The following is a 13818-nucleotide window of genomic DNA, read 5'->3' as shown; positions in this document are numbered from 1 at the left end:
AATCTCGACGGGCGCGGGCACAGGCGGGGCGGGCACGGGCGGGCGCGTACGGTTCGTTGCGGACGCGGACGCGGACGCGGATGTGCATGCGGTTGCGGACGCGGACGCGCTGCGGGGGGCTCGGGCCGAGGCGGAGGTGAGGGTGTGAGCGGGATGCAGGTCACGACGCTGCTGCGCGCCGTCCGCGGCCGGGTCGTCCCCGCGCCGCCCGCGACCGCGCCGGACGCGGCGTCGGACCCCGTGCCGGTGCCCCGGCCGGCGCTGCCCGACCCGCTGCGCCCCGTCCTGGCGGCGCTCGACGCGGGTGCGCGCCGGCAGGTGCTCGCCCCGCTGGACGTGCCCGCCGGCCGGACCGTGCGGTGGGGCACCGCGGCCGCGCGCCAGGTGGACGGCACGACGTGCGGCGCCGCCGTGCTCGGGATGCTGGCGGCCGCGGGCGACCCCGTCCTGGCGACGTGGCTGGTGACGGGCGAGCTGTGCGCGCCCGTCCCGCCCGAGCTCGCGGGCCTCGACCTGCCCGCGCCCCCGTCGCCGCACGACCCGGACGCCCCGGACTGGTTCCGGTCGCCGGGCGGGGCCGTCGTGCACGGCGCGGCGACGCCCGTGCAGGCGTCCGCCCAGCGGTGGGGCCTGCTCCAGGCGGCCCTGCACCGGCGCAGCACGCGGCGGGCCGTGCTGGGCGTGCTGCCCTGGCCGCGGTCGCTCGGCACGCCACCGTGGGGCGCGGCCCGGGTCGCGCGGTTCCCCGGTGCGACCTACCGCTCGGTGCTCGTGGACGACACGCGCCCGGACGAGGTGGACGACCTGCTGGCGCGCGTGGACGCCGCGCTGGACCGGGGCGTGCCGGTGCCGCTCTACGCGGGCGGCGACACGTCCGGCGGCCTCGGGGCCGCGCTGCCGCGCCACGTCGTCCTCGCGGTCGCGCGCACCGGCGAGAGCTACCGGGTGTACGAGCCCGGGGCGGGCCGGGTGCTGGGCGTGACCCGCGCGACGCTGCGGTCGCCGTCCGGCCCCGTCGCCGCCCTCGGCCACTGGAGCCACCTGGCCTGGGCGCTGCTGCCGGTGCCCCGGCGGGCCTGACCCGCGCTGCCCTGGCGGTCCCGCGCGCGGCGGGTCACGATGGAGGCGTACAGCAGCCGACGTCAGGAGGCGCCATGAGCACCGTGCCCGGAGACCGGACCTGGCGGGACGCCGGACTCGTCGAGCCCGCGCTGACCGACCTGCCCGAGGTCGAGCCCGACGACGACCGCGACGCGCGCGACGGCGCGTACGACCCCGACGAACCCCGCCCGGACCTGGCCGGCGAGGCCGACCCCGCCGACGTCGCCGAGCAGGTCACGCCCGTCCCCGACGACGACTCGGAGGAGTACCCGGCCTGACCCGCGCGGAACGCTCCCGGGCGGTCGGTCGGCGGGCGCCCGGCAGCCCCTGGGCGATGCGACGGTCCGCATCGTGGACCAGTACGGTGGGCGCATGACCGCGACCCTCGAGCAGATCGTCGCGCTGCCGAAGGTGCTGCTGCACGACCACCTCGACGGCGGCGTGCGCGCGGCCACGGTCGTCGAGCTCGCCGCCGAGGCCGGGCACGCGCTGCCGACCACGGACGCGGACGAGCTCGCGGCCTGGTTCCACGCGCAGGCCGGGTCGGGGAGCCTCGAGGCCTACTTGGCGACGTTCGCGCACACGGCGGGCGTCATGCAGACCGCCGACGCGCTGCGACGGGTCGCACGGGAGGCGGTGCTCGACCTCGCCGCCGACGGCGTGGTGTACGCCGAGGAGCGGTTCGCGCCGGAGCTGCACCAGGCCCGCGGGCTCTCGCTGCAGCACGCGGTCGACGCCGTCCGCGAGGGCCTCGCCGAGGGGGAGGCCCAGGCGGCGGCGCAGGGGCGGACCATCCGCACCGGCCTGCTGCTGTGCGCGATGCGGGACTCGGACCGCGCGGACGAGGTCGCGGCGCTCGCCCTGGCGAACCGGGACCGCGGTGTGGTCGGCTTCGACGTCGCGGGGCCGGAGGACGGGTACCCCGCGAGTGCGATGGGGGCGGCGTTCGCGCAGCTGCGGGCCGCGCGGTTCCCGGTGACCGTGCACGCCGGCGAGGCCGCCGGCCGCGACTCCCTGGACGGCGCGGTGGACGTGGGGGCGCTGCGGCTCGGCCACGGCATCCGCCTGCTCGACGACGTCCGCGCCGACGGCGAGGGCGGCCTGCGGCTCGGCCGGCTCGCGCACTGGGTCCGGGACCGGCGCATCGCTCTGGAGGTCTGCCCGACGTCGAACGTCCAGACCGGCGGTGCGGCGTCCTACGCCGACCACCCCGTGACGACGCTGCTCCGGCTGGGCTTCGCGGTCACCGTGAACACGGACAACCGCCTGCAGTCCCGCACCACGCTGAGCCGGGAGCTGCACCTGCTCGTCTCCGAGGCCGGCTGGACGCCGGACGACCTGCGCGCGGTCACGGTCACCGCCGCGCGGCACGCGTTCCTCCACGAGGACGAGCGCACCGACCTCGTCGACCGGGTGATCCTGCCCGGCCACGCACCCACCGCACCAGGAAGGCACCGCGCATGAGCGCCTCGTTGGACGCCGCAGGACTGGCGAAGTTCGTCGACCACACGCTGCTGAAGCCGGAAGCGACGCGCGCAGACGTCGAGGCGCTGATCGCCGAGGGCGTCGAGCTCGGCGTCTACTCCGTGTGCGTCTCCCCGTCGTTCCTGCCGCTGGACGCCCGCGGGCTCAAGGTCGCGACCGTCTGCGGCTTCCCGTCGGGCAAGCACCACAGCGACGTCAAGGCCGCCGAGGCCGCCCGCTCCGTCGCCGACGGCGCCGACGAGGTCGACATGGTCATCGACGTGGGTGCCGCGAAGGAGGGCCGGTTCGCCGACGTGCAGGCCGACGTCGCCGCCGTGCGTGCCGCCGCGCCCGCGCCGACCGTGCTCAAGGTCATCATCGAGTCCGCCGCGCTGACGGACCACGAGATCGTCGAGGTGTGCCGTGCCGCCGAGGCCGCGGGCGCCGACTTCGTCAAGACCTCCACCGGGTTCCACCCCGCCGGCGGCGCGTCCGTGCACGCCGTCGAGATCATGGCGGCCACCGTCGGCGGCCGGCTGGGCGTCAAGGCGTCGGGCGGCATCCGGACGACGGCCGACGCGCTCGCGATGGTCGAGGCCGGCGCCACCCGCCTGGGCCTGTCGGGCACCGCGGCGGTGCTCGGCGGGTTCGAGGCGGACGGCGGGTACTGACCTCCTGACGCCCCGCCGCCGGTCCCGTGGGCCGGCGGCGGTGCCGGGCCCGGCCCGGCGTCAGTGCGGCGGGCGCAGGTCGGCGAACGCCGTGTCCGCCGTGCAGCCGAGCTCCCCGGGCAGCAGGTACACCGACGGGACGTCGACGTCCCGGACCTCGCCCTGGAACCGCCCCACGAGCACGCAGTCGTGGGCGTCGCCGGTCGCGACGGCCACGGACGTGCCCTCGACGTGGGCCGTGACCTCCGCGAGCGGCGTCACGTCGTTGTCGTGCGGCTCGAGCAGGGCGGTGACCTCCGCGACGATCTCGTCCTCCGACGGCGGGTCCTCCGGCAGGGCCTGCAGCACCGACCACACCGCCTCCTCGGCGTTCGCGGCGATCTCCGGACGCTCCGACGGCGGCGCGGGGACCTCCTCGAGGGTGTCGGGGCAGTCGGCGCCGCGGATGTCCTGGGCGCCCCAGTGGTCGAACATGACCCGGTAGCAGTACGGCCCCGGGTCCTGCTCGCGGTCCGAGTCCCAGTAGCCCGCGGCCCGGCGCGTGTCGCTCACGGTCAGCCCGAACGTGATCCACCCGATCGGCTCGCCGCCGTTCCGCGCGGACGCGTCGCCCTCCTCGACGTCCAGCATCATGATCGGGCCCTGCTCGGTGGCGGCCTCCGCGCGCCGGGCGAACTCCACGATGTCGGGGGCGTAGCTCTCGAAGGCCAGGTCGTCGAGCAGGGACTGCACGGCGTGGCTCGCGACCTCCTCGCCGAGGTCCGTCGGGGACGAGCACGCGGCCAGACCCACGACGAGCGCCGCGGCGGCGGTCAGGCCGAGGGCGGCGCGGCGGGCCGGGGTCGGGTGCACGGGCGTCACCGTAGCGGCCCGGTGGCGCCGGCCGGGCGGGTTCCGCGGGACGTGCCCGCACGTCACCCGCCTGCCCGGCGTCCCGCGCCGTGCCCGCCGCGCCGGCGGTGCTCGTCGCGCCGATCGCGCCGGCCGTGCCCGTCGCACCGGTCGGGCCCGTCGCGCCGGTCGGGCCGGTCGCGCGGGTCGGGTCGCCCGCCGCGGGGCCTCAGAGACCCAGCGCCGCCGCCACGTCCGCGCGCACCGCGTCGAGCCGCTGCCGCGCCGCCGCACGGGCCGCGCCGACCGTCTCCGGGGAGGCGTGCTCCTCGACCGGCACGACGACCTCGAGGTAGCACTTCACCTTCGGCTCGGTGCCCGACGGCCGCACGACCACGCGGGTGTCGTCCTGGGTGAGCAGGCGGATCCCGTCGGTCGGAGGCAGCCCGCCGCGGTCCGCCTCGGAGCCGGCCGCGAGGTCCACGACGGACATCACGGGCGAGCCGGCGAGCACGACGGGCGGGTGCTCGCGGAGCCGCTGCATGGTCTCCGGGATCTGCGACAGGTCCGTGAACCGGGCCGAGAGCTGGTCGGTGAGGTGCAGCCCGTGGCGGCGCGCGAGGTCGTCGAGCACGTCGACCGGGGTGCGTCCCTCGACCTTCAGGCGCGCGGCCAGCCCGGCGAGCGTGAGCGCGGCGGAGATGCCGTCCTTGTCGCGGACGTGCGGGGGGTCGACGCAGTAGCCGAGCGCCTCCTCGTAGCCGAACACCAGGCCGTCGACGCGCGAGATCCACTTGAACCCGGTGAGCGTCTGGGCGTGGCGCAGGCCGGCGTGCGCGGCGATCCGGGCGAGCAGCCGGGAGGACACGATCGAGTTCGCCAGCACCGGCGCGTCGGGCGCGACCTGCGTGGCGCCGGGCGTGCCGAACCGCTCCGCGGCGACGGTGCCGAGCAGCGCGCCCGTCTCGTCGCCGTGCAGCATCCGCCAGCCGTCGGCGGCGGCGGCCTCGGGCCCGGCGTGGGTGCGCAGCCGGTCGTCGACGACGGCGGCGCCGCACCGGTCGGCGTCGGGGTCGAGCGCGATCACCAGGTCCGCCCGGACCTCCGCCGCGAGCGCCACGGCGAGGTCGATCGCGCCCGGCTCCTCGGGGTTCGGGAACGCGACGGTCGGGAAGTCGGGGTCGGGCTCCGCCTGCTCGGCGACCACGTGGACGTCGGTGAAGCCGGCCTCCGCGAGGACGCGCCGCGCGGTGGCGCCGCCCACGCCGTGCATCGGGGTCAGCACGACGCGCAGGCCCGCCGCCGCGGCGCGCGCCTCCTCCGACACGTCCGCGAGCCGCAGCACCTGGGCCACGTACGCGTCCGCGACCTCGGGGCCGGCGACCGCCCAGCCGTCGCGGGCGCGCGGGACGGCGGCCACGGACGGCACCCGGGCGATCTCCGCCGCGATCGCGCCGTCCACCGGCGGGACGATCTGCGCTCCCTGGCCGGAGTCCGTCACCACGCGGCCGCCGAGGTACACCTTGTAGCCGTTGTCCTGCGGGGGGTTGTGGCTCGCGGTGACCATGACGCCCGCGTCCGCGCCGAGGTGGCGGACGGCGAACGCCAGGACGGGCGTGGGGAGCCGCGGCGGCAGCATGACGACGTCGACGCCCACGGCCGTGAGCACCGCCGCGGTGTCGCGCGCGAAGTCCTCGGAGCCGTGCCGGGCGTCGTGGCCGACGACGACCTTCGGCGCCGGCGTGGCGCCCTCGAGCTCGCCGAGGAGGTACGCGCCGAGCCCGGACGCCGCCCGGATGACCACGGCGCGGTTCATGCGGTGCGGACCGCCGCCGATCGCGCCCCGCAGGCCCGCGGTGCCGAACTGGAGCAGCCCCTGGAACCGGTCCGCGAGGTCCTCACGGGCGTCCCGCACGTCGACCGCGGCGTGCCGCTGCTCGGGCGTCACCGTCCCGTCGACGTCCGGCAGCTCCGCCTCGGCGCGGGCCAGGAGGCGGGTCAGCTCGTCGGCGGTCGACGGGTCGGGGTCGTCGGCGATCCACGCGCGCACCTGCTCCGCCAGGGCCGGCCAGCCGTCGGTGGTCGGGTCCGTGGGCTGCTGCTCGGTCATGGCGGGTCCTGCTCCTCGATCGGGGTGGGTGGTCGTGGGCGGCGGCGGTGTCAGATGCGGCCGACGACGTCCGCGAGCAGCCGGCTGATGCGGGGGCCGGCGGCGCGGCCGGCCTCGAGCACCTCCTCGTGCGACAGCGGCTCGTCGCCGACGCCCGCCGCGAGGTTGGTCACGAGGGAGACGCCGAGCACCTCCATGCCGACGTGCCGCGCCGCGATGGCCTCGATGGTGGTGGACATGCCCACCAGGCTGCCGCCCATCACGCCGGCCATCGCGACCTCGGCCGGGGTCTCGTAGTGCGGGCCGCGGAACTGCACGTACACGCCCTCGTCGAGCGTCGGGTCCACGGTGCGCGCGACGTCCCGCAGGCGCGCGGAGTACAGGTCCGTCAGGTCGACGAACGTCGCGCCCTCCAGCGGGGAGACGGTCGTGAGGTTGATGTGGTCCTTGATGAGCACGGGGGTGCCGGGCGCCCACGACGGGTCGAGGCCGCCGCAGCCGTTGGTCAGGACGATGGTCGAGCAGCCCGCGGCGGCGGCCGTCCGCACGCCGTGCACCACGCGGCGCACGCCCTTGCCCTCGTACAGGTGGGTGCGCGAGCCGAGCACGAGCGCGTGCCTGCCCGTCGCCGCGACGCGGATCGAGCGGATCGTGCCGACGTGGCCCACGACGGCCGGCGCGGCGAAGCCCGGGACCTCGGGCGCGGGGATCTCCGCGACCGTCTCGCCCAGCAGGTCGGCGGCGCCGCCCCAGCCCGAGCCGAGCACCAGCGCGACGTCGTGCCGCTCGACGCCGGTCTCGCGGGCGAGGAACGCCGCGGCGTCGGCGGCGACGGCCAGCGGGTCGGTGGTGGGGTCGTCGAGGCGGGCGTCGTCGGCCATGCGGGGTGCTCCTCCTGGGGCGGGTGCTGCGGACGTGCGGCACGGGTCCCCGCGCGGGCGCAGCGCGGGTCTGCGGGTGCTCCGACCGGGGCCGGACGCACCCGCCGAGCCTACCGGCGTCGTGCCCCGCGCAGCCCGGCGGCGGCGACGCCGAGACGGCGCGATCCACCGGCTGGGCACCGTGCCGCGGGGTGCCGGGCCGCAGCCCGCGCACCGGACGCCGCGCGGGTCGCGCGCGTCCGGCGGGCGCAGGGGTCAAGATGGTCGGCGTGACGCAGCCGACCCCCACGCCCGCGCCCGCCCCCGCAGACCCGGCCACGCCCGCCCCGCAGCGCGGTCCCGAGCAGCCGCGCGACGACCGCCGGCCGGCCCCGCGCGTCGTCGTGGTGGGCGGCGGCCCCGGCGGCTACGAGGCGGCGCTGGTCGCCCGCCGGCTCGGGGCGGACGTGACGGTGGTGGAGCGTGCGGGCCTGGGTGGTGCCGCCGTGCTCACCGACGTGGTGCCGTCCAAGACCCTCATCGCCACGGCGGAGTGGATGACGATCGCCGAGCGGGCACCGGACCTGGGCATCCGGCTGGACATCCCGGCGTCCCCGGGCGACGACGAGGTGCCGGGGACGGCGGCGGACGGGGGCCGCAGGCGGCGGCACAGCGTCGACATGGCGGCCGTGAACGCCCGCGTGCGCGAGCTGGCCCTGGCGCAGTCCCGGGACATCCGCACGCGCATGGAGCGCGAGGGCGTGCACGTGCAGATCGGTCACGGCCGGCTGGACGGCCCGGAGCGGGTGGTCGTCACCGGGGACGACGGCGAGCGGACGCTCGATGCCGACGTGGTGCTGCTCGCCACCGGGGCGACCCCGCGGACGCTGCCGGACGCCCAGCCGGACGGCGAGCGGATCCTCACGTGGACGCAGCTGTACCACCTGGCCGAGCTGCCGGAGCGGCTGGTCGTGGTCGGTTCGGGCGTGACGGGCGCGGAGTTCGCGGGCGCCTACGTCTCGCTGGGGTCGCAGGTCGTGCTGGTCTCGAGCCGCGACCGCGTGCTGCCGGGGGAGGACGCCGACGCCGCGACGATGCTCGAGGACGTGTTCCGCGCCCGCGGCATGGAGGTCGTGGCGCGCTCGCGGGCGCAGGCCGCGCGGCGCACCGCCGACGGCGTCGTGGTCACGCTGGCGGACGGCCGCGAGATCGAGGGCTCGCACGTGCTGCTCGCGGTCGGGTCGATCCCCAGCACCGAGGGGCTCGGGCTGGCGGAGTCGGGCGTGCGGACCACGCCGTCCGGGCACATCGAGGTCGACCGGGTGTCCCGGACGTCGGCGCGCGGGGTCTACGCCGCCGGCGACGTGACGGGCGTGCTGCCGCTGGCGTCCGTCGCCGCGATGCAGGGCCGGATCGCCATGTCGCACGCGCTCGGCGACGCGGTCGCGCCGCTGCAGGTGCGCGGTGTCGCGGCGAACATCTTCACGGCCCCCGAGATCGCGACCGTCGGCCTCAGCGAGCGCGCCCTCGTCGAGCGGGACGCGCACTTCGTCACGCACACGCTGCCGCTGGCCCGGAACCCGCGGGCGAAGATGCTCGGGGTCCGGGACGGGTTCGTGAAGCTCTTCGCGCACTCGACGGCCGGGACGGTGCTCGGCGGCGTCGTGGTGGCGCCGCGCGCGTCGGAGCTGATCTTCCCGATCACGCTCGCGGTGTCGCACAGCCTGACGGTCGACGACGTCGCGAGCGCGTTCACGGTCTACCCGTCGCTGTCCGGCAGCATCGCCGAGGTCGCCCGGGTGCTGCACCACACGGAGTAGCGGGTCAGCCGCCGACGCGCACCACGGCGACCACGGGCAGGTGGTCCGAGGACTCGTCGGGCAGCACCCGCGCGTCGTCGAACACCACCCCGCCGCGGCCGAGCAGCCAGTCGATCCGGACGTCGGGGTCGTCGCTCGGGTGGGTGAGCGCGCCCGGGTCGCCCGCGGTGTCGAGCGCGCCGGCCCAGCCCGCGTCCGTGAGCGCCCCGACCTCGGGGGAGCCCGGGCCGGCGTTCAGGTCGCCGCCGAGCACCGAAGGCCCGTCGTCGGGCAGGGCGCGCTCCAGGGCGGCGAGCTGATCGAGCCGGGTGGGGGTGTTCCCGTCCCGGTGCTGGAGGTGGACGGACGTGACCCGCACGGGCGTCCCGTCGGGCCCGTCGACCAGCGCGGTGAGCGCCGAGCGCTGCTGCGGCCCGGCGCCGAACGGCAGCCGCACCACCGCGACGTCGCGCAGCGGCTCGCGGGACAGCAGGACGTTGCCGAACTGCTGGTCGGCCGCCGGCGCGAAGGCCACGTGCATGCCCAGCCGGTGCCCGAGCCACGTGGCCATGTCCGTGCCGCCGCCGAGCACCCAGCCGCGCGCGACCTCCTGGAGCATCACGACGTCGGGCGCCTCGGACTCGATCGTGCGGGCAATCTGCTCCAGGTCGACGGCCGTGTCCGCGGCGACGCCGTAGTGCAGGTTCCAGTCGAGGACCACCATCGTGCCGGCCTCCCGGTCCACCGCGACCGCCGTTGACGTGCCCGCGGCGGACGCCCACCAGCCGACCAGCAGCAGCACCACCGACGGCAGCACGAGGAACCGCAGCGCGTTGGCCCGCAGCGGTGGGGCGCTCTCCCGGACCGAGGTCTCCTCGGGGGTGCGCCAGCGCAGGCCGCCCGCGCCGACCAGGGCGGCCGCGAGGACCACGACCCACGCGTTGTCGACCCCGAGCGGGACGTCGTAGTCGAGCAGGTAGACGAGCAGCGTCGCGACCAGTCCCACCCCGACGGTCGTGGTGGCCAGCGCGGTGCGCGGCACCCCGGGCGGCGCGGGCCGGCGGGTGCTGAGGGCTGCCGCGAGGACGACCCCGGCGGCGGCCTCGGCGAGCACGACCGCGACCAGGGCGACCGGCCCGGTGACGAGCATCGCCACGGCCGTCGCGACAGGCAGCAGCACCGCGGCGCAGACCCGCACCGCGGGGACGAGGACCCGCGGGACCAGCAGCACCCACACGGTCGCCGCGGCGGCGAGGACGGTCGCGGTCCCCGCGCCCAGCAGCGGCACACCGGACTGCGAGGCGGCGAACGCCGGGTTGGCCAGCACCATGACCACCAGGGCCAGCGCGGGGCCGAGCACCCACGTGCGGCGCGGACGGCCCGCCGCGGTCCAGCCGCGCCCGACCACGGCCAGCGCGACCGTGAGGCCCACGAGGACGACCGCCACGACGGTCCCCACCACACCACCGCGCCACAGGGGGTCCCAGGTGCCGAGCGTGAGCTGGAGCGCGGCGGACAGCCCGGTGCCGAGCGTCAACCCGAGCGCGGCCTGCCGCCCGCCGGTGGGCCGCCCCGCGACCAGGGTGGCCGTCAGGACGAGAGCCGCGACGGCGAGCGCCGCGGTGACCAGGCCGGCGCCGAACCGTGCGACGTCGTGCACGGCCTGCGTGACGAGGCGGGCCGCACCCGTGGCGGCCACCACGGCCAGCACCGTGGCGCCCGAGGCGGTCCCGGGGCCGCGGCGGCCGGTGGCCAGCAGCGCGACGGCCGCGACCAGCCCCGCACCGAGGAACGTCACCAGGGCGGTCACCGCGACGGTGGTCGTGCCGACCGCGAAGGCCCGGTCCAGGACCGGCCCGGATGCGCGCACGACGTCGACGGCCAGCACGGTCACGAGCGCGAGCAGGGTGACGCGGGTCGTGACGCCGGCGTCCGGGGGCACCGGTCCGGCGGGGGCAGGCGGGCGCGCGGGGGAGGGGGCGCTCATCCCGCCAACCTAGAGCGCAGCGGCGCTGCGCCGCGAACCGCGGCGAGCGGCTGGACGGCGCGCGGGGCGTCGCGGGGCGTCGCAGGGCGTCGCAGGGCGTCACGGGGTGGCGCAGGTGGCGCAGGTGGCCGGCGCGGCCCGGCGTCAGGCTCCGCGGGCCACCTCGTCCGGCAGGGAGGCGCGCAGCACCGGCCACGCGTCCGCGAACGCGGGCAGCAGCGGCCGCCGCTCGACGTCGTCGAGCGCCGCCCAGGTGATCTCGAGGCTCTCGTCGTCCGTCGGCCGGGCGTCGACGGGCCCGGACGCGACCGCGACCACCGTCGTGTACGACCAGTCGTCGTGGTCGAGCACGTGCTCGCCCACGACGCGCACCGAGGACGGCTCGATCCCCGCCTCCTCCTGCGCCTCCCGCAGCGCTGCCTCCACCGCGGTCTCGTCCGGGTGCCGCGCGCCCCCGGGCAGCCCCCACGTCCCGCCCTGGTCGCTCCACAGGGCGCGGTGCTGCAGCACGACGGCCGCGGGCTGCGACCCCGAGGCCGGGCGGACCAGGAGCAGACCGGCGGCGCCGGCGAGCCCCCAGTGCCGGCGGCCGCAGCGGCAGTCCACCCAGCCGTCGCCCGGGTGCCGGGGGCGGGGGGACGTCACGTGGGCGGCCTCAGCCGACGATCTCGCAGATGGCGGACCCCGCGGCGACCATGCCGCCGACGCCCGCGGCGAGCGACGTGACGGTGCCGGACCGGTGCGCCACCAGCGGCTGCTCCATCTTCATCGCCTCGAGCACCACGACCAGGTCGCCCTCGGCCACCGTGTCGCCCTCGCCGACCGCGACCTTGACGATCGTGCCCTGCATCGGGGAGGTCAGCGTGGTGCCGGACGCCGCGACGCTGCGGGCGCCGTTGCGGCGGGGGGCGGCGCGCCGGGGACCGGTGGCCGGGCGGCCGCGCCCGGCCCGGAGCGCGAGCGCCGCGGGCAGCACGACCTCCAGGCGCTTGCCGCCGACCTCGACGACCACGCGCTCGAGCTCGGTGGGCGCCTCGTCCTCGTCGGCGCCCGCGGAGGTCACCGCGGGCGCCCCCGTGAGCGACGGCAGCCGGTCGGCGAACTCCGTCTCGATCCACCGGGTGTGCACCGCGAACGGCTGCTCCGGGTCCGTCGGGACGAACGCCGGGTCCGCCATCACCGCGCGGTGGAACGGCACGACCGTCGGGATGCCGGCGATCTCCAGCTCGGCGAGCGCACGCCGCGCCCGCTCCGCCGCCTGCTGCCGGGTCGCGCCCGTGACCACGAGCTTGGCGATCATCGAGTCGAACGCGCCGGAGACCGTGTCGCCCTCGACGACGCCGGAGTCGACGCGGACGCCCGGGCCCGCGGGGAACCGGAGCGTGGAGATCCGGCCCGGGGCGGGCAGGAACCCGGCGGCCGGGTCCTCGCCGTTCAGCCGGAACTCGAACGAGTGGCCGCGGGTCTCGACCCGGGTGTAGCCCAGCGGCTCGCCGTCGGCGATCCGGAGCTGCTCGCGGACCAGGTCGATGCCGCTGATCTCCTCGGAGACCGGGTGCTCGACCTGCAGGCGGGTGTTCACCTCGAGGAACGAGATCGTGCCGTCGGCGGCCACCAGGAACTCGCAGGTGCCGGCGCCGACGTACCCGGCCTCCCGCAGGATCGCGACCGAGGCGTCGACGAGCTGCGCGCGCTGCGCGTCCGAGAGGAACGGCGCCGGGGCCTCCTCGACGAGCTTCTGGTGCCGGCGCTGCAGCGAGCAGTCGCGCGTCGACACGACGACGACCGTGCCGTGCTCGTCGGCGAGGCACTGGGTCTCGACGTGGCGCGGGCGGTCGAGGTAGCGCTCCACGAAGCACTCGCCGCGGCCGAACGCCGCCGTCGCCTCGCGCACCGCGGAGTCGTACAGCTCGTCGATCTCGTCCTCGGAGCGCGCCACCTTCAGGCCGCGGCCGCCGCCGCCGAACGCCGCCTTGATCGCCACCGGCAGGCCGTGCTCGGCGACGAACGCGTGCACCTCGGCGGCGCCGGAGACCGGGTCCGGGGTGCCGGCGACGAGCGGGGCGCCCGCCCGCTGCGCGATGTGCCGGGCGCTGACCTTGTCACCGAGCTCGCGGATCGCGGCCGGCGGCGGGCCGACCCACGTGAGGCCCGCGTCGATGACGGCCTGCGCGAACTCGGCGTTCTCGGAGAGGAACCCGTACCCCGGGTGCACGGCGTCCGCGCCCGAGCGGCGGGCCACGTCGAGCAGCTTCGCGATGTCGAGGTACGTCTCCGCCGCGCGGGCGCCGTCCAGGGCGTACGCCTCGTCCGCGACGCGCACGTGCAGCGCCTCGCGGTCGGGGTCCGCGTAGACGGCGACGGAGCCGATGCCGGCGTCCCGGCAGGCGCGGGCGATGCGGACGGCGATCTCGCCGCGGTTGGCGACGAGGACCTTCGAGATGCGGGGCACGGCTCACGGTAACGCGGGGGGTGGGCGGGGATCACGTCCTGGCGGAGGTGCGTCCCCAAGACTGCGGAACCGCCCACCTGGCGCCGCCCGCGTTTGGAGGTTCCGTCAACGCCCCCGGGCCCCCGGGCGCCGCACCCCGCACACCCTTGTCCGGAGCGGACAAACCCCCACCCCGCCACCCCGTGCGACCCCCACCGTCCCGTCACCCCTGCCACCCGTCGGCCTGCCACCCCGCCACCCCGGCGGCCCGCCACCCCGCCACCCCGGCGCCCTCCCCCCGTGGCGCCTGTGGTCGCCGCTGCCCCACCGCTATCCCCGTTCGGAGGCTCCCAACGTGCTCGGAGGTGGGCGCGCGGGATCGTGGTGGTCCGCGGAGCACCACGATGACCCGTCGGAGCCTCCGAACGGGCAGAGCGCGTGCCGGTGGGTGTGCGCCGGTGCGCCGGCGTGCCGGGGTTCGGGTCGGCGGCGGGGGCTTTCGGAGGCTCCCACCGTGCTCGGAGGTGGGCGCGCGGGATCGTGGTGGTCCGCGGAGCACCACGA

The 13818-nt window shown here is 77.4% G+C and carries 11 protein-coding genes; 5 read left to right on the top strand and 6 right to left on the bottom strand.

The features are described 5' to 3' along the window. The first annotated feature begins 144 nt into the window (after nucleotides 1-144). From AAHH18_RS12135 to deoC, 4 genes are all read left to right on the top strand, one after another. Nucleotides 145-1080, top strand: coding sequence for a hypothetical protein (locus tag AAHH18_RS12135; protein ID WP_343301805.1), 936 nt, complete (start codon nucleotides 145-147; stop codon nucleotides 1078-1080). Between the two features lie 74 nt (nucleotides 1081-1154). Then, nucleotides 1155-1379 (top strand): hypothetical protein, encoded by a 225-nt coding sequence (locus AAHH18_RS12130; protein ID WP_222171627.1) that lies wholly within the window; start codon nucleotides 1155-1157, stop codon nucleotides 1377-1379. A gap of 94 nt (nucleotides 1380-1473) precedes the next feature. Beyond that, a complete protein-coding gene (locus AAHH18_RS12125; protein WP_283321088.1) occupies nucleotides 1474-2565 on the top strand; it encodes an adenosine deaminase in 1092 nt (363 codons plus the stop codon). Then, nucleotides 2562-3236 carry a deoxyribose-phosphate aldolase gene (gene deoC, locus AAHH18_RS12120; RefSeq protein WP_283321087.1) on the top strand — a complete coding sequence of 225 codons (675 nt, stop codon included), beginning with the start codon at nucleotides 2562-2564 and terminating at the stop codon, nucleotides 3234-3236. The genes AAHH18_RS12125 and deoC overlap by 4 nt, the downstream gene beginning before the upstream one ends. A gap of 60 nt (nucleotides 3237-3296) precedes the next feature. Here deoC and AAHH18_RS12115 read toward each other — a convergent pair whose 3' ends face one another. The 3 genes from AAHH18_RS12115 to AAHH18_RS12105 all read right to left on the bottom strand — a co-directional run bounded on the left by AAHH18_RS12115 (nucleotide 3297) and on the right by AAHH18_RS12105 (nucleotide 7058). Continuing rightward, nucleotides 3297-4088 carry a hypothetical protein gene (locus AAHH18_RS12115; RefSeq protein WP_343301804.1) on the bottom strand — a complete coding sequence of 264 codons (792 nt, stop codon included), beginning with the start codon at nucleotides 4086-4088 and terminating at the stop codon, nucleotides 3297-3299. A 208-nt stretch (nucleotides 4089-4296) separates the two neighbouring features. Beyond that, nucleotides 4297-6177 carry a phospho-sugar mutase gene (locus AAHH18_RS12110; protein WP_343301803.1) on the bottom strand — a complete coding sequence of 627 codons (1881 nt, stop codon included), beginning with the start codon at nucleotides 6175-6177 and terminating at the stop codon, nucleotides 4297-4299. 50 nt (nucleotides 6178-6227) lie between these two features. Beyond that, a complete protein-coding gene (locus AAHH18_RS12105; RefSeq protein ID WP_283321083.1) occupies nucleotides 6228-7058 on the bottom strand; it encodes a purine-nucleoside phosphorylase in 831 nt (276 codons plus the stop codon). 383 nt (nucleotides 7059-7441) lie between these two features. Between AAHH18_RS12105 and AAHH18_RS12100 the strand changes: the two genes are divergently transcribed. Next, nucleotides 7442-8857 (top strand): NAD(P)H-quinone dehydrogenase, encoded by a 1416-nt coding sequence (locus AAHH18_RS12100; protein ID WP_343301817.1) that lies wholly within the window; start codon nucleotides 7442-7444, stop codon nucleotides 8855-8857. A 4-nt stretch (nucleotides 8858-8861) separates the two neighbouring features. Here the strand turns inward: AAHH18_RS12100 and AAHH18_RS12095 are convergent, their stop codons facing one another. The 3 genes from AAHH18_RS12095 to AAHH18_RS12085 form a co-directional block, all read right to left on the bottom strand. Next, entirely contained in the window at nucleotides 8862-10823 is a 1962-nt protein-coding gene (locus AAHH18_RS12095) for an endonuclease/exonuclease/phosphatase family protein (RefSeq protein WP_343301802.1), read from the bottom strand. Nucleotides 10824-10967: 144 nt separating this feature from the next. Then, nucleotides 10968-11468 (bottom strand): NUDIX domain-containing protein, encoded by a 501-nt coding sequence (locus AAHH18_RS12090; RefSeq protein ID WP_343301801.1) that lies wholly within the window; start codon nucleotides 11466-11468, stop codon nucleotides 10968-10970. Nucleotides 11469-11478: 10 nt separating this feature from the next. Then, complete coding sequence (locus AAHH18_RS12085) at nucleotides 11479-13275, bottom strand: acetyl/propionyl/methylcrotonyl-CoA carboxylase subunit alpha (protein WP_343301800.1); 1797 nt, start codon at nucleotides 13273-13275, stop codon at nucleotides 11479-11481. Nucleotides 13276-13818 lie beyond the last annotated feature (543 nt).

This window comes from Cellulomonas olei, assembly GCF_039548315.1.
Lineage (GTDB): Bacteria > Actinomycetota > Actinomycetes > Actinomycetales > Cellulomonadaceae > Cellulomonas.
The sequence above is the reverse complement of the archived record's forward strand: the minus strand, read 5'-3'. Positions and strand labels throughout refer to the sequence as shown.